Annotated in this window: 23 protein-coding genes; 18 read left to right on the top strand and 5 right to left on the bottom strand. The window is 43.3% G+C overall.

What is annotated here, in order from left to right; genetic code table 11:
* Position 1: 1 nt before the first annotated feature.
* On the top strand, positions 2-1,411 hold the full coding sequence (lpdA, locus tag P343_RS22685) for a dihydrolipoyl dehydrogenase (protein ID WP_023509019.1): 1,410 nt from the start codon (positions 2-4) through the stop codon (positions 1,409-1,411).
* Between the two features lie 412 nt (positions 1,412-1,823).
* Here lpdA and P343_RS22680 read toward each other — a convergent pair whose 3' ends face one another.
* Positions 1,824-2,471, bottom strand: a complete 648-nt coding sequence (locus P343_RS22680; protein WP_023509018.1) for a YktB family protein — start codon at positions 2,469-2,471, stop codon at positions 1,824-1,826.
* A 225-nt stretch (positions 2,472-2,696) separates the two neighbouring features.
* Between P343_RS22680 and P343_RS22675 the strand changes: the two genes are divergently transcribed.
* Entirely contained in the window at positions 2,697-2,885 is a 189-nt protein-coding gene (locus P343_RS22675; protein ID WP_023509017.1) for a hypothetical protein, read from the top strand.
* 196 nt (positions 2,886-3,081) lie between these two features.
* Positions 3,082-3,912: an inositol monophosphatase family protein gene (locus tag P343_RS22670; protein WP_023509015.1), complete on the top strand. Its 831-nt coding sequence runs from the start codon at positions 3,082-3,084 to the stop codon at positions 3,910-3,912.
* 17 nt (positions 3,913-3,929) lie between these two features.
* Here P343_RS22670 and P343_RS22665 read toward each other — a convergent pair whose 3' ends face one another.
* Positions 3,930-4,112: a hypothetical protein gene (locus P343_RS22665; protein ID WP_023509014.1), complete on the bottom strand. Its 183-nt coding sequence runs from the start codon at positions 4,110-4,112 to the stop codon at positions 3,930-3,932.
* A gap of 193 nt (positions 4,113-4,305) precedes the next feature.
* Between P343_RS22665 and typA the strand changes: the two genes are divergently transcribed.
* On the top strand, positions 4,306-6,159 hold the full coding sequence (gene typA, locus P343_RS22660; protein ID WP_023509013.1) for a translational GTPase TypA: 1,854 nt from the start codon (positions 4,306-4,308) through the stop codon (positions 6,157-6,159).
* Positions 6,160-6,288: 129 nt separating this feature from the next.
* On the opposite strand, the gene P343_RS22655 is transcribed toward typA, so the two are convergent.
* Positions 6,289-6,498 carry a YlaI family protein gene (locus P343_RS22655; RefSeq protein ID WP_023509012.1) on the bottom strand — a complete coding sequence of 70 codons (210 nt, stop codon included), beginning with the start codon at positions 6,496-6,498 and terminating at the stop codon, positions 6,289-6,291.
* 182 nt (positions 6,499-6,680) lie between these two features.
* On the opposite strand from P343_RS22655, the gene P343_RS22650 reads away from it, so the two are divergent.
* From P343_RS22650 to pyc, 3 genes are all read left to right on the top strand, one after another.
* Complete coding sequence (locus tag P343_RS22650) at positions 6,681-6,962, top strand: Fpa/YlaN family protein (RefSeq protein WP_023509011.1); 282 nt, start codon at positions 6,681-6,683, stop codon at positions 6,960-6,962.
* Positions 6,963-7,172: 210 nt separating this feature from the next.
* Entirely contained in the window at positions 7,173-8,339 is a 1,167-nt protein-coding gene (locus P343_RS22645; RefSeq protein WP_023509010.1) for an FtsW/RodA/SpoVE family cell cycle protein, read from the top strand.
* Positions 8,320-11,763 (top strand): pyruvate carboxylase, encoded by a 3,444-nt coding sequence (pyc, locus tag P343_RS22640; protein WP_023509009.1) that lies wholly within the window; start codon positions 8,320-8,322, stop codon positions 11,761-11,763. The genes P343_RS22645 and pyc overlap by 20 nt, the downstream gene beginning before the upstream one ends.
* Positions 11,764-11,856: 93 nt before the next feature.
* On the opposite strand, the gene P343_RS22635 is transcribed toward pyc, so the two are convergent.
* The gene (locus tag P343_RS22635; RefSeq protein ID WP_023509008.1) at positions 11,857-12,780 is read right to left on the bottom strand and encodes a COX15/CtaA family protein; all 924 of its coding nucleotides are present in this window, start codon (positions 12,778-12,780) and stop codon (positions 11,857-11,859) included.
* Between the two features lie 361 nt (positions 12,781-13,141).
* On the opposite strand from P343_RS22635, the gene cyoE reads away from it, so the two are divergent.
* The 10 genes from cyoE to coaD all read left to right on the top strand — a co-directional run bounded on the left by cyoE (position 13,142) and on the right by coaD (position 20,039).
* Positions 13,142-14,071 (top strand): heme o synthase, encoded by a 930-nt coding sequence (cyoE, locus tag P343_RS22630; protein WP_023509007.1) that lies wholly within the window; start codon positions 13,142-13,144, stop codon positions 14,069-14,071.
* Positions 14,072-14,404: 333 nt separating this feature from the next.
* Positions 14,405-14,932, top strand: coding sequence for a GNAT family N-acetyltransferase (locus tag P343_RS22625; RefSeq protein ID WP_023509006.1), 528 nt, complete (start codon positions 14,405-14,407; stop codon positions 14,930-14,932).
* A 121-nt stretch (positions 14,933-15,053) separates the two neighbouring features.
* Positions 15,054-15,590 carry a hypothetical protein gene (locus P343_RS22620; protein WP_023509005.1) on the top strand — a complete coding sequence of 179 codons (537 nt, stop codon included), beginning with the start codon at positions 15,054-15,056 and terminating at the stop codon, positions 15,588-15,590.
* 121 nt (positions 15,591-15,711) lie between these two features.
* A complete protein-coding gene (locus tag P343_RS22615) occupies positions 15,712-16,767 on the top strand; it encodes a CAP domain-containing protein (RefSeq protein WP_023509004.1) in 1,056 nt (351 codons plus the stop codon).
* 117 nt (positions 16,768-16,884) lie between these two features.
* Positions 16,885-17,346 carry a spore coat protein YlbD gene (ylbD, locus tag P343_RS22610; RefSeq protein ID WP_023509003.1) on the top strand — a complete coding sequence of 154 codons (462 nt, stop codon included), beginning with the start codon at positions 16,885-16,887 and terminating at the stop codon, positions 17,344-17,346.
* Between the two features lie 5 nt (positions 17,347-17,351).
* Complete coding sequence (locus P343_RS22605; protein ID WP_023509002.1) at positions 17,352-17,609, top strand: YlbE-like family protein; 258 nt, start codon at positions 17,352-17,354, stop codon at positions 17,607-17,609.
* A gap of 78 nt (positions 17,610-17,687) precedes the next feature.
* Positions 17,688-18,131, top strand: a complete 444-nt coding sequence (locus tag P343_RS22600) for a YlbF/YmcA family competence regulator (protein ID WP_023509001.1) — start codon at positions 17,688-17,690, stop codon at positions 18,129-18,131.
* A 149-nt stretch (positions 18,132-18,280) separates the two neighbouring features.
* On the top strand, positions 18,281-18,553 hold the full coding sequence (locus P343_RS22595) for a YlbG family protein (protein WP_023509000.1): 273 nt from the start codon (positions 18,281-18,283) through the stop codon (positions 18,551-18,553).
* A 423-nt stretch (positions 18,554-18,976) separates the two neighbouring features.
* Positions 18,977-19,561 (top strand): 16S rRNA (guanine(966)-N(2))-methyltransferase RsmD, encoded by a 585-nt coding sequence (gene rsmD / locus P343_RS22590; RefSeq protein ID WP_023508998.1) that lies wholly within the window; start codon positions 18,977-18,979, stop codon positions 19,559-19,561.
* The gene (gene coaD, locus P343_RS22585) at positions 19,554-20,039 is read left to right on the top strand and encodes a pantetheine-phosphate adenylyltransferase (RefSeq protein ID WP_023508997.1); all 486 of its coding nucleotides are present in this window, start codon (positions 19,554-19,556) and stop codon (positions 20,037-20,039) included. The genes rsmD and coaD overlap by 8 nt, the downstream gene beginning before the upstream one ends.
* A 5-nt stretch (positions 20,040-20,044) precedes the next feature.
* On the opposite strand, the gene ylbJ is transcribed toward coaD, so the two are convergent.
* Positions 20,045-21,247, bottom strand: coding sequence for a sporulation integral membrane protein YlbJ (gene ylbJ, locus P343_RS22580; RefSeq protein WP_023508996.1), 1,203 nt, complete (start codon positions 21,245-21,247; stop codon positions 20,045-20,047).
* Positions 21,248-21,484: 237 nt separating this feature from the next.
* On the opposite strand from ylbJ, the gene P343_RS22575 reads away from it, so the two are divergent.
* Positions 21,485-22,501 carry a SepM family pheromone-processing serine protease gene (locus P343_RS22575; RefSeq protein WP_023508995.1) on the top strand — a complete coding sequence of 339 codons (1,017 nt, stop codon included), beginning with the start codon at positions 21,485-21,487 and terminating at the stop codon, positions 22,499-22,501.
* The last annotated feature ends 15 nt before the right edge of the window (positions 22,502-22,516 follow it).

The raw sequence follows: 22,516 nt of genomic DNA, 5'->3' as shown, positions 1-22,516 counted from the left end.
GATGGTAGTAGGGGAATTTACCACAGAAGTGGATACGGTTGTCATTGGAGCGGGGCCCGGTGGATATGTCGCAGCGATACGCGCCGCACAGCTCGGACAAAGTGTTATCGTCATTGAAAAAGAGCATGTCGGAGGAGTTTGTCTGAATGTCGGATGCATTCCGTCGAAAGCTCTAATTTCAGCAAGTCACCGTTACGAACAAATGGATCATTCCGAAGCTTATGGAATTAAAGCTGAACATGTAACCGTTGATTTTCTAAAAGTTCAGGAGTGGAAAAGCCAGGTGGTTGACCGCCTGACAGGCGGTGTTAAGGGACTCTTCAAAGCACACGGCATCGAACTTGTCGAGGGTGAAGCATTGTTTGTAGACACTGATGTTGTACGTGTCAATCATGGGTATGAGTCGTCACGTTACAAATTCAATCATTGCATCATCGCAACCGGTTCGAGTCCAATTGAGATTCCAGGATTCAAATGGAGTGACCGTGTCCTCTCGTCTACGGGTGCACTCGCTCTGAAAGAAGTTCCTAAGAAACTGGTCGTTATTGGAGGCGGCTATATTGGCATTGAACTCAGTTCAGCATTTGCGGGATTTGGCACCGAAGTTGTGATTCTCGAAGGCACGCCCTCCATTCTGCCTGCTTTTGAGAAGCGTTTGATTGCTCCTGTTAAGAAGAAACTCAAAGCAAAGGGCGTGACAATCTATACGAACGCACTTGCGAAGGGTGTAGAAGAGACAGACAGCGGTGTCGCGGTTACTGCAGAGGTCAAAGGCAAAGCGCAAGTTTTTGACGCTGATTATGTTATGGTAACGGTAGGACGTCGCCCGAATACAAAGGATCTTGGCCTAGATTTAGCAGGCGTCGAAGTCACTGAACGTGGCCTGATAAAAGTTGACAAGCAAGGAAAAACGACATCGGATAAAATATATGCGATTGGCGATATCGTCTCAGGTCTTGCACTTGCGCATAAAGCATCATATGAAGGAAAAGTAGCTGCTGAAGCCATCAGCGGTGAGGCATCGGAGATTGATTATCGTGCGATGCCGGCGGTTGTTTTCTCTGATCCTGAAATCGCATCTGTCGGTTTATCTGAAGAAGAAGCAGTTAAAGAAGGCTATGAAGTGAAAACCGGTCAGTTCCCATTTGCAGCGAACGGCCGCGCACTTTCACTTGGTGAGCCTGACGGATTTTTAAAGATTGTTTCTCGCGCGTCAGATGGGTTGGTGCTCGGTGCGCAAATTGTCGGGGCAAGCGCGAGTGATATGATTGCTGAATTCGGGTTAGCGATTGAATCCGGAATGACGGTTGAAGACCTTGCCTTGACCATTCACGCTCACCCTACGCTTGGTGAGATTGCGATGGAAGCTGCGGAAGTGGTACTGGGAAAGCCAATCCATATCGCCAAGTAATAAGATGTAAATAAATAATTAAATGAAAAAAGACCTGAGCAAATTTTCTTGCTCAGGTCTTTTAGAGTCTGTTCGAAAGGAGGACAAAGGATAGGTTTACAGGCTAAGAACGCAACATCCTGTTGCAACGCCTGCACTAGCCCATCCTGGGCGTCGCAAGAAGGTCAAGGAAACGCAGCTTTGAGCCCCGGAGCGTACTTCTACAGGATGTAGTGACTTCAACGTTGCGTACAGGACGTACGCGTTATTAGTTGAAGTTCCCCTGTTAATACGTGAGGAGCGGAAAAGCAAGTTGACACAGAACTTCCGCAGGATGCGGTGACTTCTGCGTTGTGCACAGGACGTGCACGTTTCTAGCAGAAGATCCTTCTTACACCTTCTTTTGCGTGAATCGTTTAGTATCTACCATCTTTCAGGATATGGAAACTCCTGTACTTTGGTTGGCAAGTTTGTAAAGAGGAAGCAGTTTTGTGGATTGTTCTTTAAGAAAAATTGCCAATTTGTCTCCCTGTCCGGCAATCGGGTCATCCTTTGAAATAACGACACCACACATAAGTTCGGCTTTTCGGACATTTTTCAAACGAGAAAACATGTTTTGAAGTTGCTTTTCATCAAGCGTGTGATGAGCGACGTATTCATCTTTCATATGATCTGGAGACCATGAAAAATGGTCAGGTGTATTTTGCAAAATTTCCGGAACGCGCGTCAGCAGAGCTTCACCAAACTGCTTTTTATCCGAATATTCTTCAATGATAGCAAGCCAGAAAAAGAGATGAGTTGGCCATATGCCAAATTGAAAATGAGGATATTTTTTGTAGCCTCTTTTATCCTGTGCTATTGCGAACCAGGTACTGTCAGGAGGATTCACCGTCCTGCGCGCGTGACGAGCAATATGCGTATAAAAAGGCATTCCAACCTGTTCGCTTAGAAATGGAGTCAGATACTCGGCTAAATCTTTGAATTTCGGCTGGATCCTTTGCTTGATCGCGGCCATTCTCGTATCGAGTCCTGGAAGTTCCATAAGTTCAAAATCCTGTTTCGTAAATCCTTTTAGTGACATTCTGTACACTCCTTATGCAGGCGATACTTGCTTACCATAGTCTACCACAGCTCTGCTGTAAAATTTGGGTTCGAAGCTTTTCAAAAACAGCAAATTTTTATGGCAATAAGCGCGATTCTTCAGCATAAACTAAAGAAACAATAACTTACAAACCGGATAGTTAAGAAACACTCCTGTTCGATTAACCCTTTTTTGAACTAAAAACGAAGGGATGTGGCATTCGCTATGAAACAGTTAAGCCAAACACTGAGCAGGAAAGATGCGGAGAAGAGAATTCCTGAAGTTCGAGTGGAGATTGACACTGAACTTGCTGTTTTGCATCAGGCCTTGATCAAGAAAGATTATAAAACCATCAAACTGTGTAAACAGAAATTAGAGGAGCTGCGGCGGGAGATGCTGCTTCTTGAAATTTAAAAGAATGATCATCGAATTGCATCTAAAGTACTGTTCCAAAAATGATAGGAATAATCTTATCAACGATCACCGTTTCAATGCGGTGATTTTTCTTTTTGTCTGTAAATGATGTACTATTATTTTAGACGAAGACGAGAAACGATCGCAATTGATGTGAGCAGGCGTCTGAGACATGCAGAATCGGGAGTGAATATAGATGGAGTTTAACGACTGGGCAATTCTCGAAAAAAGAGTAATCGGCTGGATTAGGAAAGCAGCCGATCATCTGCGCGCGTCATTATCCAATCCGCTTGAGATCAGCGAAAAAAGTGCGCATAACGATTTGGTCACGAATATGGATCGTTCAATTGAACAGTTCTTAGTTGGGAAGATCAGGGATACATATCCTGAGCACAAAATTATTTCAGAAGAAGGATATGGCGACGGATCGTCGGACACAAATGGAATTCTATGGCTTCTTGATCCGATTGACGGCACACTTAATTTTGTCATGCAGAAACGCTTTTTCGCTATTTCAATCGGAGTATATGAAAACGGCCGAGGAAGAGCGGCATTCATCTACGATGTGATGGGTGATGAATTTTTTCACTGTCTTTCCGGCCAAGGCGCTTATCAAAATGATATAAAGTTAAGCCCTCTTACTGAAATAAAAATTGAGGATGCACTAATCGATATGAGCACAACTTGGCTAAAACCAAATCGGCGAATTGATCAAGACATTATGACAGAGATTGTCAGAAAAAGCAGCGGCACACGCGCATATGGCGCGGCTTCTCTGGAACTGGCATATGTTGCGGCCGGACTTCTTGATGCTTACTTCACGATGCGGCTTTCACCATGGGACTACGGTGCAGGATTGATCCTTCTGAATGAGGTCGGAGGTCTTTACTCTAGAGCAGATGGAGAACAGATCAACATTCTTAGCCGGACTTCCATCCTTGCCGCGCGTCCCGGACTACATGAGTACATGATTCAACACATCAAAGAACAGGTAGCTGAAGGCAAATTTCTTACTGAGCCGCAGTAACCATTTTGATACACCATTTACTTACGCGTTTCCTTATTCTGCTGTAGCGCTTTAAGCATGAAGCCGATCCACATCAATAGAATTACCCCAAAAGCACAAAGCAACGCCAGCAGCGGCAGTACAAAGATCATTCCTACGACAATACCGACGAGCAAGGCAGCGATAAGCAGTATGAGCAAAACAATTAATCCGCGAAACATATGAACACCTCCTATAACATCATAAAGCGCGGTTGGAAAAAGCACAAAGAAAACGAAGAAAGACGGAAAAAAATTTCGCAGCATGCAGAAAAAATTGACAACATGAGGTTGCTTATGAGAGAATAATTTGCATGTGTATGTTTCGGCTTACTATAGCGAAGCTATCGGATATAATGAGGAGAGTAAAAAATAAATGACAAAATTTCGGGAAGAACTGCGGAATATCGCCATTATTGCACACGTCGACCACGGTAAAACAACCCTAGTAGACAAACTATTGATGCAATCAGGAACATTCCGCAAGAATCAACACATTAATGAACGTGCAATGGATTCAAACGCAATTGAACGGGAACGTGGCATTACAATATTGGCAAAGAACACGAGTCTTTCTTACAAAGACCATACAATAAATATTGTGGATACGCCCGGACACGCTGACTTTGGCGGTGAAGTAGAACGAATCATGAAGATGGTGGACAGCGTTCTTTTACTCGTTGACGCTTATGAAGGATGCATGCCGCAAACACGGTTTGTGTTGAAGAAAGCTTTGGAAGAACACCTGAAGCCAATTGTTGTTGTAAATAAAATCGACAAGCCAATGGCGAGGCCCGCTGAAGTTGTCGATGAAGTTATTGACCTGTTTATCGACCTTGGTGCCGATGAAGATCAACTAGAATTCCCTGTTGTGTACACATCAGCTGTGAATGGTGTTGCAGGTACGGATCCTGAACATGTTGATCAGGATATGAGCGTTGTTTTGGATATGATTCTGAAATACGCTCCGGCTCCTGTTGACAATCGCGATGAAAGCTTGCAGTTCCAAGTAACGATGCTTGATTATAACGATTATGTCGGACGTATCGGTATTGGCCGTATTTATCGCGGCAAAATCAAAGTCGGCGAAGAAGCAGTTTTGGTTAAAAACGGCGGAGAAAGCGTTGAAAAGTTCCGCATTACCAAACTTTTTGGCTACCATGCACTGAAACGGACAGAAATCGATGAAGCCTGCTCAGGTGATATTATAGCGATCACTGGTGTGTCGGATATTGATATCGGTGATACGATTAATGATGTCGACAAAGTTGATCCGCTTGCTCCATTGCGTATTGATGAACCGACCCTGAAGATGACTTTCCTCCCGAATACGAGCCCATTTGCGGGACAGGAAGGCGATCATGTCACGAGTAGAAAGATTGAAGATCGTCTGATGTCTGAAATGGAACGTGATGTCAGCTTGAAGGTTGAATCTGACTCTATCTCACATGATTCATGGATCGTATCCGGACGAGGAGAACTTCACCTATCAATTCTTATTGAAACGATGCGTCGTGAAGGCTATGAACTGTCTGTATCGAAACCAAGCGTTATAACAAAAGAAGTTGACGGCAAATTGTGTGAACCGTATGAAGCGGTACAAATCGATGTTCCGGAAGAATACGTTGGCGCGGTTATCGAATCTATGGGTAAACGTAAAGCTGAACTTAAAGATATGAGACAGGAACAACCAGGACAAACCCGGTTAACTTTCATGATTCCTTCTCGCGGTTTGATTGGCTACAATCGCCAATTTATGGCTGACACACGCGGTTATGGTATCCTGAACCACACATTTGATCATTTTGCTCCGTTTATTAAGGAAGAAATCGGCGGACGCAGGAATGGTGTGCTGGTATCAATGGATCAAGGCCAGACAACTGCTTATTCACTTGCCGCACTTGAAGATCGTGGTGAAATGTTTGTCGGACCTGGCGTAAGTGTCTATGAAGGTATGATTGTCGGAGAACATAACCGCGAGAACGACCTAACGGTTAACGTAACGAGAGCAAAGCACGCCTCTAACGTCCGCTCTTCAAATAAGGATCAAACCGTCACTTTGAAAGAAGCACGCAAGATGTCTCTTGAAGATTCGCTTTCATATCTGAATGATGATGAGTATTGTGAAATTACGCCGAAAAGTGTTCGGATGCGCAAGAAAATCCTGAACAAAGGCGAGCGTGAACGTTATGAAAGACGTGGAAGCAAAATACCAAAGTTCAACGGTTGATGCTCACCGTCAATTGCAGCCAGAATTTAATATTTAATGGTTGATTGTTTTTTCCAAGATATAAAAAACGTCTGCGGCCTTATTGGCACAGACGTTTTTTTTTCGGATGGGAAAATACAGTTATGAATCTTAAGAGCGGCTGGTTTTCTTATTGCCGTTTAAGGGCAGGTGCAGTGCAAAGTTTCCGGTAGCCCAACGAGCTCTCGTTCGCTCGCTAATTCTTTTATTACATGAATCACATAGATAGGTATGGATCGGCCGGTTTTTCAGCCGTTTGGCAATGACAGACTGGTCATCCAGCTGACAGATCTTTTCACATAATGCACATTTCACTTGCATGAAAAAACCTCCTTGGGAACAGTATAGCAGGTTTTATCCTAATTGGTGAAGTTCAAATGAAATCCGGTCTGCTGGGAAGACATGTACCAATTAATAAAGGCAACTGTGATTAATCTTGCATTTTAGCATAACAGAGGGTAAGATAAAATTTAGGCAAGTAATTGAGACAAGGGGGGAGCAGATTGTCAGTCGAAATTAAGATAGGTAAGCGAGAGAAAGCCTATGAATTGTTGCAGGCCGACGCGCAAAAGATTTTGAAGCTGATTGGGGTGCAAATGGAAAATTTGACGATGCCCCAGTGCCCCCTGTACGAAGAAGTATTGGATACTCAAATGTTCGGCTTATCCCGTGAGATCGACTTTGCGGTTCGCCTCGGTCTTGTGCGCGCTGATGAGGGGAGAGAGCTGCTCAGCTCACTTGAGAGGCAGGTTTCCGCTCTCCACGAAGCATCGACACAGAAATAAAACCTAATTGCTCAAACTCACAACCTGCACATGGGTGTGGTTTGGGCTTTTTTGTCGAAAAGAACGTGAAAAGAGTTGCCGGATTTACTTATGTAGAGCCACTGAGTTCTGGCCTTCATGTGAATGAACAACCAGGGGTTCATACGGTATCTATTCAATGTATAGAAGTATCCGGAGACGTTTTGATCTTGGATCAGATAGGTGAATCTCATGTTGAAAAAGCTGTTACATTATTATGATTATTCTTTGCTTGTAGTTATGTTACTGTTAATCGGGTTTGGACTTATCATGGTTTATAGCGCTGGATCAGTTTGGGCGGGACTATTTTTTGCGACGCCCCAGCCGCCTGCCTACTTTTTTGTTCATCAGCTGATGTGGTTCTTCCTGGCAATTCCTGTAGGTATTTTTGGTTTGATTTTTCCTTACCAGGCATACCGAAAGTTGGTTAAACCCTTTATCATTCTGTCGCTGGGCTTGCTTTTTTTGCTCTTTGCGTTAGGAAACACGGTCAACAATGCCCAGTCTTGGTTCCACATTGGCTCATTCAATATCCAACCTGCGGAGCTGGTGAAAATATCGGTGATCTTGTATTTGGCGTCGGTTTTCTCCAACAAACAGAATTCTATATCTGATTTTAAAACATCGGTGCTGCCTCCGTTAATTGTTGTCATGGTTTTCTTCTGCTTAATCGCCGTTCAGCCAGACTTCGGGACAGCGATGATTTTAATCTTGATTTCAACAGTGATGGTGCTTTGCGCAGGGCTCAGGACCAGACATCTTGTGTTTTTAGGCGGTTTTGCTCTGATATTCGTGCTGTTCTTTTATAATAAATTTTTGAGCAGCAACCAGCTTGGAAGGTTTACTGCCGCCTATGATCCTTTTTCGGTTGCAAACACGACAGGACGCCAGTTGATCAATTCATATATTGCGATTGCTTCTGGAGGACTTACTGGAAGAGGGTTGGGGCATAGTATTGAAAAAACAGGATTTTTGCCGGAACCGCAAACCGATTTTATTATCTCAGTGATCGGAGAAGAATTGGGATTGCTGGGCGTTTTGTTTGTCATTATTTGCTTGGCTTTTCTCGTCTTTCGAGGATTTGTAACGGCGATCCGTTGCAAGGATGTTTTCGGCAGTTTGCTGGCGATTGGCATCTCCAGCATGCTGGCGATTCAGACCTTTGTTAATTTGGGCGCGGCGACAGGTCTCTTGCCAATCACAGGTGTCACCCTGCCCTTTGTTAGTTACGGCGGTTCGTCGCTGATCATGATGATTTTTTCCATATGTGTGTTAATGAATATTTCTGCATTTGTTAATATGAAAAGGTCAAACAGCTATGAAGAAGGGAAGAGAGAGAATGTTAAAGCAAAAAATTAAAAGATTGCTGATCGCTAACCGTGGCGAAATTGCAATCAGAATTTGCCGTGCCTGTACAGAACTTGGCATCCGGACGGTGGCCATTTATTCCAAGGAAGACATTAGCTCCTATCATCGTTATAAAGCAGACGAATCTTACCTTGTCGGCGAAGGGAAAAATCCAATTGAGGCTTATCTTGATATTGAGGGTATTATTGAGGTTGCAAAAGCCCATCATGTCGAGGCCATTCATCCTGGATATGGCTTCCTTTCTGAAAATGCGGACTTTGCACGACGCTGTGCGGAAGAGGGAATTATCTTTGTTGGTCCGAAATCGGAACATCTTAAGACATTTGGCGACAAAGCAGCTGCGAGAGAAGCAGCTATTAAGGCAGAAATCCCGGTCATTCCAGGTTCCGGCAGTTCAGTTGCTTCTGTTGACGAAGTTAAAACATTTGGTGCGACACATGGCTATCCCATTATTATAAAGGCTGTGCTTGGAGGAGGCGGCCGCGGCATGCGTATTGTTCGCAGTGCTCAGGGCGTCGATGAAGCATTCGCACGTGCGACTTCTGAAGCGAAGCAGACTTTTGGCAAGGAAGACGTCTATGTTGAAAAATACCTGGATCATCCACGTCATATTGAAGTGCAAATTATGGCGGATCATTCAGGTGAAACCGTCCATCTCTATGAACGTGATTGTTCTGTTCAGCGCCGCCATCAGAAGGTAGTGGAGGTTGCGCCAAGCAGAGGGCTTGGTGAGAAACTGCGCCATGATATTTGTGATGCTGCTGTTCGTTTGATGACGAGCGTGAATTACCTAAATGCCGGTACAGTAGAATTTCTTGTCACACCTTCAGGTGAATTTTACTTTATCGAGGTCAATCCGCGAGTTCAGGTTGAGCACACCATTACGGAATTAATTACAGGAATCGATATCGTTTCCTCGCAAATTCTTATTGCCCAAGGTTATGGCTTGCACGAAGATCCTGTCCTGATCCCGGAACAGAAAGATATCCGTACGTATGGGTATGCGATTCAGTGCCGTGTGACAACAGAGGACCCAAGTAACCAGTTTATGCCTGACACCGGCAAAATTGTCGCCTATCGAAGCGGCGGAGGGTTCGGCGTTCGCTTGGATGCCGGCAACGCGTTCACCGGATCGGTGATTACGCCTTACTATGATTCATTACTTGTTAAACTGTCGACATCTGCGCGTACATTTAAGAGTGCAGCGGTAAAAATGCTGCGAAATCTTAAAGAATTCCGAATCAGAGGGATTAAGACAAACATTCCATTCCTGATTAATGTGGTTCAGCATCCGGATTTCCTTGAAGGCCACGTATCAACGACATTTATTGACACGACACCGGAACTGTTTGTTTTTGATAAAATTCTTGACCGCGGAACCAAAATGCTGACCTATATTGGAAATATCACAATTAATGGTTATCCGGGCATCCAGAAAAACAAGAAACCCGTTTTTGATGTCCCGCCTGTTCCGGAAATCAAGCTTTCTGAACCGTTCCCTGGAGGAACGAAACAGATTTTAGAACAACAAGGTGCCCAAGGTGTAGCTGATTGGATCAAAGCCCAGAAACAAGTGCTTCTGACGGATACAACGTTCCGTGATGCACATCAAAGCTTGCTCGCAACACGGATGCGTACGAAAGATATTGTACGCGTCGCTGCCCAAACAGCACATCTGTTGCCAAATCTCTTCTCGGAAGAAGCTTGGGGTGGAGCAACATTTGACACTTCCTACCGTTTCCTGAGAGAAGATCCATGGGAGAGATTGCGCAAGATTAGGGCAAAAATGCCGAATATACTTATTCAGATGCTGCTGCGCGGTTCAAACGCAGTTGGCTATAAAAACTATCCAGATAACCTGATTAAAGCCTTTGTTAAAGAGGCTGCAAAACATGGCGTGGATGTCTTCCGCGTCTTCGACAGTCTGAACTGGCTTGAAGGGATGAGGGTATCGCTTGAAGCGGTTATTGAAAGCGGAAAGATTGCAGAAGCTACCATGTGCTATACGGGAGATATCCTGGATGGATCACGAACAAAATACAATCTCGATTACTATAAGAAATTGGCGAAGGATATGGAAGCTGCAGGCGCGCATATTCTCGGCATCAAGGATATGGCAGGTTTGCTCAAACCAGAAGCAGCATACCAACTGATATCTGAATTAAAAGAGACGGTTTCCCTGCCGATCCATCTTCATACACATGATACAAGCGGTAACGGCATTTACACCTATGTACGCGCAATTGAGGCTGGTGTCGACATTGTGGATGTTGCGGTTGAAGCAATGGCCGGCATGACTTCTCAGCCAAGTGTCAACTCACTGTACTACGCTATGGGGGCAAATGATCGTCGGCCGAATATTAATATTGATGCGCTTGAATCACTGAGCCATTATTGGGAGAAGGTTCGGCAATACTATTTCCCATTTGAAAGCGGGATGAAAACATCTAATGCTGAGATTTACAAACTGGAAATGCCTGGCGGTCAGTACAGCAACTTGCGACAACAGGCAATAGCAGTAGGTCTTGGCGATCGTTTTGAAGAGGTTAAAGACATGTACCGCCGAGTAAATCTTCTTTTCGGAGACATCGTGAAGGTTACGCCTTCATCGAAAGTGGTCGGTGATATGACACTGTACATGGTACAGAATAATTTGACTGAAGATAATATTTATGAAAAAGGTGCAACACTTGACTTCCCAGATTCTGTCGTAAACTTTTTTATGGGCGAACTTGGCCAGCCTTATCAAGGATTCCCGAAAGAATTGCAGAGTATTGTTCTAAAAGGCAAGCAGCCACTCCTGGATCGTCCGGGCAAACATTTAGAGCCGGTTAATTTCTCAGATATTCAGGCACGTCTGGAAGAAAAATTTGAACGTAAATTTAAATACCATGAAGTGCTATCTGCGGCGCTTTATCCAAAAGTGTATACGGACTATCTGCATTTTTGCGATACCTATGGTGAGACAACTGTTCTTGGAACGCCGACATTCTTTTATGGATTGCGTCTTGGAGAGGAAGTCTCCGTGACGATTGAAGAAGGGAAAATGCTTGTTGTAAAACTGATTTCGATCGGTCATCCGCAGAAGGACGGAACTCGGACGCTTTATTACGAGCTGAACGGTCAGCCACGTGAAGTATCGATTAAAGATATGAATGTTCAAGCTTCGGAAGTGGCTCATACGAAAGCTGAGAAAAACAATCCTCATCAGATTGGCGCTTCGATGCCTGGAACTGTAGTGAAAGTTTTAGTTTCCGCAGGCGAACGCGTGAAAAAAGGCGATCACTTGCTTGTAACTGAAGCAATGAAAATGGAAACTACAGTTCAGTCTCCAATTGATGGGACAGTCAAGAAGGTCTATGTCAACGAAAACGATGTGATTGAAACTGCCGATCTCATGATTGAATTGAATTGATCAATGATTGTAACTGAATAAATATACAAAAAGAACCGAAGTGAGGATCATTTCACTTCGGTTCTTTTTGTATATATAACAATTTATTCATTCTTACACTTTTTCAGGCGTCTTTGATTGAGGGCGCCATCCGAATAGGATCAGCACAGTTAGTAAGCCAAAATATCCGGTGACGAATAACGCATGCAGAAGCAGGAACAGCAGGTTCATCTTTGTCACGATGATAAAAACTCCGGATACGGCTTGGAGTGAAACAAAGATCAAGGACAGAATAAGTATGTTATAGAGCTGCGGCTGATCATGATAACGCCTAAAGGAAACGATCAATGTTCCGATCAGCCAGAGTAATAGAATGAGCGCGAGTACTCGATGCAGGTACTGCACGCCAGCCTTACTAATGAGCGGCTCGGGAAACAGATGGCCATTGCAGAGTGGAAAATCAGTACAGCCTAAACTAGACTCTGTGTGACGAACGAAAGCACCGGAATAGATTAGAATATATGAGAATATGCCTAAAAGGATAAAATTCCATTTCATTGCCCGGTTCACTGATAGGTGGAAAAAATTTAGATGAGGTGTTCCCGTCTCGAACACAAGGCAGGTCAACAGAAGCATACTGGCGAACGACAACAGAGAGATGCCAAAGTGGAGAGCGAGAACAACGGAAGATTGGCCCCAGACCACAGCGGCCATACCGAGAAATGCTTGCAGAAAGATAAAGAAGACAGAAGAGATCATTAGAAAACGTCCGCCCCAGACTTTTTTGAAACGACGCCATAACCAAATGGCTTGAATGACAACGAGTATGGATGCGATGCCTGAAACAACTCGATGGCTGAATTCAATCCAGGTTTGGTGGGCCGTTGCATTCGGGATCACTTGTCCATTGCATAATGGCCAATTATTGCCACAGCCATATGCTGAACCAGTGTTGGTTACAAGAGCTCCCATAAGGACGACAATGAGTACGGAAAGCATTCCGGTGATGCTTAATATTTTTAAAATACGATCTTTCATATGAATCACCTGATTTCTAGATTACACCTGATATTTCGATCAGTTATGCATTCACTATTGTAGCAGAAATATCAGCCATTCAAGAATAATTCGCTCAATTCAGTGACAAAAAAATAAGTTTGGGCAAAAAACAGGCACAAAAAAGCGATATAAGCCATTGATTATGTGATAAAGATCATTGTGTAAAACATAAGACAAAAAGAAATCCTTCATATATAATGAAAGGGGTTAGAATTTGCGCTTGATGAAAAAATCTAGTACAGTTTTTGAGCTTTCACTGATTCATCATGTGAAAATTGGCGCGTCAGCCAGAAGAAGATTGAAATCATAAGTAACATAGAGAAAGAAGGCTTTTCAATTGATGAAAATAATCGGACCGAATGATCAGGCGATGGAAGCAGGAAATGTCCCCTCAGCATGGAGCAGATTGGTCAGAGATGTTTTGACAACAGTGAAAATTGGTATTGTGAATTCTAATTTGATGACCGCATTCACAGGGGTTTGGCTTGCCTTATATATGACACAGGAAGATTTTTGGACAGATGCGGTACCGGTTCTTTTTGTTCTGATCGGAACGGCACTTGTGATTGCCGGTGGATGCTCGTTAAATAATTTTATTGATCGTGATATTGATCCATTAATGGAACGGACGCATGAACGCCCATCGGCAACAGGAAAATTGAGAGGGAAAACAGTGCTGATTATGGGGCTGACCTTGTCGGTGACCGGTCTGCTTGCACTGCTGGCAGCATCAGTAACTGCGGCGGCATTTGGCTTATTAGGCCTGCTCGTTTATGTACTGGTCTATACAATGTGGCTGAAGAGAAGTCATTCAATGAATACAGTGATCGGAAGCGTTGCAGGAGCCGTTCCTCCACTGATTGGATGGGCAGCGATTGATCCGTCACTTAATTCGCCTATACCTTGGGTACTCTTTCTTATATTGTTTCTATGGCAGCCGCCGCACTTTTTGGCGCTCGCGATGAAACGGGTAGAAGAATACAGACGTGCGGGTATTCCAATGTTGCCTGTGGTCGCTGGATTTGAAATCACCAAACGGCAAATGATTTTCTATGTGTCTGTGCTTGTTCCTGTATCCCTGCTTCTTTACTTCCTAGGCTTGGTTTATGTGATTTGCGCTTTGGCACTTGGATTTACATGGCTAGGAATCGCAATCTATGGGCTGGTAGCGAAAGATACAATGAAATGGGCAAAAATGATGTTTGTTTTTTCACTAAACTATATGACGTTGCTGTTCATCATTATGATCGTCTCAACTTTTTTCAATTAATGTGACGAATAGCTGTGAGCCGGGAAGATTATCCTCCCGGTTTTTTTGTACATTTAAATAAACTCTGATTATTTTCACTGTTGATTACTGTCCATATCTTAGAGATACGAAATTTGCGAGTCTCTGCGGGACGATACCCGCTGATTGGGAGCCTGGCGAGACCCCATCAACGAGGTGTACCCGAGCGAGGAGGCTCGCAGATCACCCGCGGAAAGCGAGCGAATTTGGCATCGATCAACGATATCTAATAACAGAGAATGTCCTCTTCTAACATCTTTTTCACGGACAAACCATATACTTATAGTGATGATTTTCTAGAAGGGGTGTCTGTCGGTGCTGAAAATCAGGAGAATGAATGAACAGAATGCCGAACGATTACATCATTTGTATATTGAAATAGAACCGGAGACCGACGATTTGATCTTTGAACCAGGTGAAGCAGGATTAAATACGTTAACCAATGTATTGAAGGATTCTGATCAATGTCGCTCCGCTTTTTTTATTGCTGAACAGGATAATACAGATATTGGTTTTGCTGCGATTATCGGGCACAGCGCAATTAAAATGAATCGTTTGGCTCACGTGATTATCGCTGTACGGAAGGAATGGAGAGAACACGGTTATGGGCGGAAACTATTAGTTGAGGCAGAAAAATGGGCGACTGACAACCATTTTTTTCGGCTTGAAGCATCGATTGCAGACGACAATCGTGCCGCACTTCTTTTGTTTGGAACATCCGATTACCATGTTGAGGGCATTCGACAGTCTGCATTATTCATAGATGATCTGCCGAAGAACGCTTTTTATATGGCTAAATTGATAAAAGAAAATTTATCTGACCGTGCGAGAATGAAAGGATAATAGATATGGGAATACCGGAGTAGTGATGCAATAAGGTGAACTGAGACTTCACAAGGTTTGTCAGGGTTTATTAAAAGGGAATATTGGCAAGAATGGGACTGGATGTTCAAGGAGGAATTCGATGAAACTACCAGTCTCGTTTCAAAAACATCGTTATGTATTTGTTACGTTCACACTAGTCTTGGCAACTGGAATGATGATCTATGCAGGCATCCTGCACAATGCATCGGCGCAAATAAATGGTCATGAGCAAGCGGAACGGCAGCTGTCTCCAGTGCATCAGCCTGAAAGAGATCTGTTGGATGTAATAAATGGTCAAAGGCACGAACTGCACAGGCAAAATCTTCGTCCAGACTGGAATTTGTTCCGTATTAGCCGGCTGGAGGCAGAAAAAATAGCTGCCGGTAAACGTGAGGCGGCAGCATTGATAGACGTTCATAGTATGCTGAATACGCTTGGGTTTGATGGCAGCGACATTCAAATGATTACTTTACACACTGTTGAAAATAATGAATCGGTGGAAACCGTTTGGCGTAAATCAAAGCGTGCAAGTTCATTAATTAGATTGCCTGCATTTCAGCAAATTGGAACAGGCTACGCATCAGGGAAAAAAGGGCGTGTATGGGTAGTACTCGTTGCGCATGCTAATTCTCGCTAAGCAAAGATTATGTTAGTAATAACAGGCAAATAAATCGTGTGAAACGTGTTGTCATTCTATCCACAATATGACAGGGTTGATATAATGGAAGAGAGTTTTCAAGATTCAGGAGGAGGAAAAGATGATGAGGAAAACCAATATAATCATTTTTTCCATAGCGGTGATTGTTTTTGCCGGCACATTCTTAATCAGTCTTATCAGTCTTCCTTCAGGCAATGAAGGGAAACCGTCAGGAAATCGAAATCAACTGTCAAATACCTACCATTCAGCATTCAAAGTGCCGGATAGCGGTATTCATAAATTGATGGGTAAGAACGAAAAACAGATTTTAGAATATCTAGGCAAACCGGAACGGATCGATCCGACTAAATATGGCTATAACTGGTTTATCTACGGTAGGGGCAGTGAAAAATATCTGCAAGTGGGTATTGATGATTCGACCAACCGAGTCACTACTATTTATGCACTTGGAAAAAAATTGAAAACCGCACCATTTATCATTGGGGACGAATCTCAGAAAATATACGAAAAGGTGCCGATTTCAGATGAAGTGGCCTTTTCTTTTCAAAACACAAAAATTGATTTTGAATTAAATGAAGAAGATATGATGGTTCGACCACTAATAAAATTTGGTAAATATTGGGCTCAGCTTAATTTTGATCATATTTCAGATCGACTGATCGGTATTCGTTACATGACGACCGAAGTGCTTGCAAAGCAGCATCCCTATTCAATGACATATCAAGGGCCTTTGCCTGAATCGCAAGCCCTATCCAGTAGTGAATGGACAGCAGTAAACCATGCGGAAGATCAGGAAATTTTTGATATCAGTAATGTACTTCGCTCAAGATACAAGAAAAAAATGCTGCAATGGAATGAAGAAGCTTATCAGGCTGCGTTCAAGCATAGTAAAGAAATGGAGACAAAGAATTATTTTTCCCATGACTCCAAATGGTCTGGTGACTTGAAAACCCGGTTGGAAAGAGAAAATATTATGTTTCAAACTGCAGGTGAAAATATCGCAGCGAAGTATCCGGATGCAATCGCAGTAAGCTTGGGATGGCTGAATAGTGTTGATCATCGGAAGAACTTGTTAAATTCTGCTTTTACTGAACTTGGTGTAGGTTCTTATCAGAACTATTACACGCAGGATTTTGTGAGGCCGATGGGTCCCTGATAATAAGCGAATCGGTCAGGGATCATTTTTATTAAATTTTATTATTTTGGTGCACGTCTTTCCTTGTGGTGATTATGATAATCATAGGTGGAAAGATTAGGAAAGGAGTGTGTCCAAATGGCAGAAGAGAAGACCAATGCCGCTATTAAAAGGTTCAAGACATTTCTGCGCAATCATCCGGAAATTGTTGCTCATGTTCATGAAAACAACATAAAGTGGAGCGATGTTTTTGATGATTGGGTGATCTTTGGCGAATCACACGAAATCTGGGGAAAATACGGGCTCAAGAAAACAAAAGAAGACGATAAAAGAGATGAAGAGAAAAAAAGCTCGACTTTTTCGTTCAATAAAATCCTGAAAGTGGTAGACAATATAGACACTAAGCAGTGGCAAGAAAGACTTGACACGATTAGCGGCGCACTGACGGGGATTCAGACATTTGTTGGGCAATTTCGCCAAAGTAATTCACAGAGCGGCCAAAATGAAACAGGTGCTCAAAACGGTGCCGATCCTACATCACCTTCACAGATGTCTGGGCACTCACGCAATCAGAATCCATTTTTCTTTCGAAGGGATTGAAAGAGATGAGGGGAGACATTCAAGATTATCTGGATCAACGTCCTGATGAAAAACTGTTTGTGCGTGTGCATCCTGAATGGTACCGCAGGTTAAGCCGATCCCCAGGGGACTTGAACCAACTCAAGCCTGCCGCGGATCTTTTTTATGGCCGAACGTTTGGCCAAAGGCTGGATCGTTTTCATCAACGTGCCAGCGTGATGTCGATGCTTGTAGCGATGGCACAGGCTATGAGCGAGCAAAAGTCTGGAGAACAACCCAAATAATTATGATCGCCTGTTTGCCGGATTAATGGCGCTTTGTCTCTATTTGTTGTATATTTTAATAGAACTGGAGGTGATGAGATGATTGGAACACTAGAAAACGCCTCACTTCTGGATGATGCTGATGAACTTGCTTCAATGGTGATTCATTCAGAATTGTACGCTGCCTATATGGCTAGCAAGCAAAATGCTGAGCGTGATGAACAGACGCAGCACTTAATTGGGAGATTTTTAAAGGTTAGAGAGAAATATGACGAAGTGCAACGCTTTGGACGATATCATCCAGACTATAAACCGGTCATCAAGGAAATGATGGAGAGCAAACGTGAGCTGGACACAAATCCTTTAATTGCCGACTATAAGCAAAATGAAAAGGCACTGAGCGATTTGCTAGGGGAGTTAAGCCTGATCCTTGCACGCTCGGTTTCAAAGTCAATCAAAGTGCCGACCGGTGATCCGTTCTTTGATCGATCATGTGGCACAGGTTGTGGTTCCGGCGGAAAGTGCAGTTGCCACACACGGTAAAGAAAATTTACTGCAGACTCGATTTTTTTTCGAACAGTTAACATATAGTACTTAACCATTTATTTTGTCTAATCGTATTAAAGGCCGGCGGACGATCTCGGCAAACAGATAGAGAATGTTGCATGGAAATAAAGGGGTGGTGTGTTCCGGTGGACTTACAGAAAAGAGACGGCCTTATTGTTTGGCTGTATAATACAAAATATTTACGTGTACTTAGGCGTTACGGATATGTTCATTACATATCCAAACGAATGAAATATGCGATTCTCTATTGTGATCATGAGCAAACGGAAGGAATGATCAGCCAGCTTTCAAAATTAAAGTTTGTTAAGGCAGTTGATCGTTCGCATTTGCAAGAAATCCCGACGACCTATGAAAAAGGCAAGTCGAAATTTGAAGAAAAAGATGAGGTCTATAACTAACTGTTTGGCAAAGTGACGGCTTGAAGACATATGTCATACTATTTGCTGAGTACACTCAATTATTTGTTTCCTACTGAATGGACAAGCTCCCAATAATATTTTCTGATAAAATAAGAAAAAACCCGCAGGCAAACTGCGGGCTGTCTTTACGCATCAAACGATGCAAGACAATGGGAGAGGAGAAACCGGCGGAAAACTTATGGGGAAACGTAAGCATCCGCGGTTGGACCAACATCTCAAAGGATGTTGCCAAAGGCTAGTATTAACGAGTTACTTGAAGTCTATACATGACAAGCTATTTTTTAATCGTAGATGAGTATTCGTTTTGATTTGTGGCCCTTGTGATTTGGCTTCACCAAGTAGACTTAAGCAAAAGCCGTGGCGCACAATGATGAAGACTATCTCTGGTAGGAGGAAGACAATTTGAGGGTAATCTCCGGAGAAAATAAAGGACGTAAATTGAAGGCGGTTAGCGGCAGGATGACCCGGCCGACAACAGATAAGGTCAAAGAAACGATCTTTAATATGATCGGTCCGTTTTTCGAAGGCGGAACGGTACTTGATCTCTATGGAGGAAGCGGCGGTCTTGGCATTGAAGCGTTGAGCCGTGGCTTGGATCATGCGATTTTCGTTGACAAGGCAAGTGCTGCATGCCGGATCATCCGAGAAAATATTAAGCTTTGCAGCTATGAAGGCCGTGCAACTGTCTTGCAGCTTGAATCTACGCGCGCGCTCGAGAAACTGAGTGATGACGAAGCCGTTTTCGATCTTGTCTTCCTTGATCCGCCATATGCGAAGCAGCATTTACGCCAAGACATTGAAACCTTATTGGCAAAAAAGCTGTTTGCTGATCAAGCGGTTCTTGTTGTTGAGCACGAGGAGACAGTACAGCTTCCGGATGAGTTTAGTCCTCAACTGATACGTGTAAAATTTCGAACCTATCAGGGACAGACAGCTGTCTCTATTTTTACATTTCAGTCTGATCAGGGAAGTGAGAACGTTGAGTGAACGTATTGCAGTATATCCGGGAAGTTTTGATCCGGTAACGTTTGGCCATTTGGACATTCTCCGTCGCGGCCTTAGCGTGTTTGATCATATTATTGTTGCTGTTCTCAATAATTCGAGAAAAGATCCGCTTTTCAGTGTTGAAGAACGGGTCTCCCTTTTAAAAGAAGCAACTGCAGACTTGAAATCGGTGACAGTAGATTCCTTTGAAGGATTGCTTGTTGATTATGTTCAAAAGAAAAAGGTCAGTGTTGTGCTCAGAGGGCTGAGAGCAATCTCCGATTTTGAATATGAACTGCAGATTGCTGCAATAAATAAAAACCTGAACCCAAACATCGAAACATGTTTTATGATGACCAGCAACCACTATTCATTCCTCAGTTCCAGCATGGTGAAAGAGGCAGCCATGTATGGCGGCTCGGTCCATGAACTTGTGCCTGCACCCGTCGAGAAAGCGCTCAAAGAAAAATTCAGCAAATGATACGTCTACTTTATTGATTTTTTTGTTTTTCCTGTTCTTCGCAGAAGGATCAAGATAAAGAGCATCAGTGAAGTAAACGTGATCCAAGGGCCATAGATTAATGTTGGATGCGAGAGTTGCTTGAAAGTGCTGCCTACAGCAAAAGCGGTTTCTGTTACCGAGTGCGAGCTCATTTGAAACAAGTGAAACAGAAAAAATGCGGCTATTGAAGAAAAAAACATTTGAAGAAAACGGCCAATGAGAAACGGTTTTGAACTGAGTCCAGCCTGCGAGAGAATGCTCATCGCTTGAGCCTGGATGGAAAAGCCGCAAAAGCCGAGAAGTCCGCTGACGAGTATAACACGTTCAATTAAAGGTGCTGATGACTCGGCCACAGAATGATCACCGATGGTCAACTCGAAAAGTCCAGGAATTACGGCACTGCCAAGCTCGGGTGTAAAGCCAATTGCCTTCAGTGCTGCGCTCATTCCGCCACTTAATAAACTGATCGCACCAATTTGAAGCAGTAATTGATAGAGCATGGAGAATAATGCGATATACCCGCCAATAGCCAGCAGTGTATTTACGGATGCGATAACAGCATCGCCTAATTTCTTCCCAAAAGGCACTTTATGGGCGATTCGTTCTTGATGCATGTTTTCTAATGCATGGGTTAAAAGGCGATGCGAAAAAGCCGATCTCTGTTGATCTTCATGTGTACCATAAAAGCGCATCACCAGCCCAACACAAATATTACCGATGTAGTGCGCAAGTGCGAACAGAATGCCAAGTGAAGCCTGTCCGAAAAACTCTACGGCGGTAACACTAAAAAGAAAAAGCGGGTTGCTGAAGTTAGTAAAACTGGCGAGACGCTCAGCTTCGGATTTACTTAACTTTTTTTCTTTGTAGAGTTGAGCAGTTATCCGCGCCCCTGCTGGAAAACCGGAAACAAGGCCCATCATAAAAACAAAACCGCCGATACCGGGCAGACGAAAAATCGGCCGCATAACCGGCTCCATAAGGATACCTGCAAAATTTACGACACCAAAGCCAATCATTAACTCTGCAAGGACAAAAAAGGGAAACAAGGCAGGAAAAACCTTATCCCACCAAATATCCAATCCCGTTATGGAGCCTTGTATGGCAACATTCGGATATCGCACCATAAGAAATGCTGTTGCGACCGACCCGGCCGCTAAAAAATAGGTAAAAATTTTTGATCGATTCATGTATTATCCTCACCTGCATTTTTCGGACAATTGAAAAGACCTGTCCACTACTTTCACTATACGGAGTAGAGACTGAATATAGACCAACCGTTGTCTGAAATAAAAAATAGCCGATTACATATAATCAAAAATGGTGTAAAAAAAGTGCGGCAACTTATACTGCGATCTTCGAATATTATGAAATGTTCTCTATATCGACTGTCTTCAGCGAGAAACAAGCATAAGGGGTGAGTCAAGGTGCAGAAACGAAAATTCATCAAATGGGCACTTATTATTGTCGCCATTCTATTGATTGCATTAAACTTTTACAAAACACCCTACTATGTGCAGCGTCCGGGCAAGGCGGAATCCATGTCTGGGATGATTAAGGTCAAGAATGCTTATCAGATTGATGGAGCGTACAGGCTTGTGTACATATATTTGGGTCAGGCTAATATTTACCAATATTTATTGGCGAAATACGATGGCAACAAGTATACAACACTGGTTAAGGAAAATCAGGTGAAAATGCCGGATGAAAATGAACAGGATTATAATCTGCGCCAGGAAAATTATATGAGCAGCGCTCAACAGTCGGCTGCTTATGTTGCTTATAGAGCAGCAGGGAAAAAACCGAAATTGCTTGAAGAAGGTGTGCTCATTATTGGCGTTATGCGATCGATGCCTAATGCCAAAGTGTTGAAGGTTGGCGATTTGATCATTGGAATGGATAACCATAAGGTGACAACAATGGAAGATATGGACCGTTTGATCAAGCAAAAAAAGATTGGTGATCGCTTTCAACTAACCATTGACCGTAACAATCAGGTCAAAAAGGTAACTGTTCAAGCCGCAGCTTTTCCAAAAGCTTACGCCGGTACGGGCAGGGGCTGGGGTATCGGCATCTATCAAGACAACCACGTTAAAGCGGAAGTTACACCTCCGGTGAAATTTAATATACAAAATATCGGTGGCCCTTCGGCAGGTCTGATGATGACACTGGAAATATATGATCAGCTTACGAAACAAAATTTTTCGCGAGGAAGAGATATTGCAGGAACGGGGACCATTGCATTGAACGGTGACGTTGGACCGATCGGTGGAATTTCTGAAAAGGTTGTCGGCGCAAGCAAATCTGGAACTGATATTTTTTTCGCGCCGGTCGCAGATCATGAATATCAGACAGCGAAGAAAACAGCAAAAGAAATAGGGACAAAGATGAAGATCGTACCTGTCAATACGTTCAGCGATGCAGTGAACTATCTGAAGCATTGAAAAGCATTTAAAAAA

This window comes from Sporolactobacillus laevolacticus DSM 442, from assembly GCF_000497245.1.
Taxonomy (GTDB): Bacteria; Bacillota; Bacilli; order Bacillales; family Sporolactobacillaceae; genus Sporolactobacillus; species Sporolactobacillus laevolacticus.
Note: the sequence above shows the minus strand (reverse complement) of the source record. Positions and strands in the feature narration are given on the sequence as shown.

Bases quoted from the DNA above. Each gene is read 5' to 3' on its own strand.
- P343_RS22620 (WP_023509005.1), top strand. From the start codon at position 15,054: ATGAAACTACCAGTCTCGTTTCAAAAACATCGTTATGTATTTGTTACG.
- P343_RS22600 (WP_023509001.1), top strand. From the start codon at position 17,688: ATGATTGGAACACTAGAAAACGCCTCACTTCTGGATGATGCTGATGAA.
- P343_RS22680 (WP_023509018.1), bottom strand. From the start codon at position 2,471: ATGTCACTAAAAGGATTTACGAAACAGGATTTTGAACTTATGGAACTT.
- lpdA (WP_023509019.1), top strand. From the start codon at position 2: ATGGTAGTAGGGGAATTTACCACAGAAGTGGATACGGTTGTCATTGGA.
- pyc (WP_023509009.1), top strand. From the start codon at position 8,320: ATGTTAAAGCAAAAAATTAAAAGATTGCTGATCGCTAACCGTGGCGAA.
- P343_RS22655 (WP_023509012.1), bottom strand. From the start codon at position 6,498: ATGCAAGTGAAATGTGCATTATGTGAAAAGATCTGTCAGCTGGATGAC.
- P343_RS22645 (WP_023509010.1), top strand. From the start codon at position 7,173: ATGTTGAAAAAGCTGTTACATTATTATGATTATTCTTTGCTTGTAGTT.
- P343_RS22615 (WP_023509004.1), top strand. From the start codon at position 15,712: ATGATGAGGAAAACCAATATAATCATTTTTTCCATAGCGGTGATTGTT.
- typA (WP_023509013.1), top strand. From the start codon at position 4,306: ATGACAAAATTTCGGGAAGAACTGCGGAATATCGCCATTATTGCACAC.
- P343_RS22635 (WP_023509008.1), bottom strand. From the start codon at position 12,780: ATGAAAGATCGTATTTTAAAAATATTAAGCATCACCGGAATGCTTTCC.
- ylbJ (WP_023508996.1), bottom strand. From the start codon at position 21,247: ATGAATCGATCAAAAATTTTTACCTATTTTTTAGCGGCCGGGTCGGTC.
- P343_RS22665 (WP_023509014.1), bottom strand. From the start codon at position 4,112: ATGTTTCGCGGATTAATTGTTTTGCTCATACTGCTTATCGCTGCCTTG.
- P343_RS22670 (WP_023509015.1), top strand. From the start codon at position 3,082: ATGGAGTTTAACGACTGGGCAATTCTCGAAAAAAGAGTAATCGGCTGG.
- ylbD (WP_023509003.1), top strand. From the start codon at position 16,885: ATGGCAGAAGAGAAGACCAATGCCGCTATTAAAAGGTTCAAGACATTT.
- P343_RS22605 (WP_023509002.1), top strand. From the start codon at position 17,352: ATGAGGGGAGACATTCAAGATTATCTGGATCAACGTCCTGATGAAAAA.
- cyoE (WP_023509007.1), top strand. From the start codon at position 13,142: ATGAAAATAATCGGACCGAATGATCAGGCGATGGAAGCAGGAAATGTC.
- P343_RS22675 (WP_023509017.1), top strand. From the start codon at position 2,697: ATGAAACAGTTAAGCCAAACACTGAGCAGGAAAGATGCGGAGAAGAGA.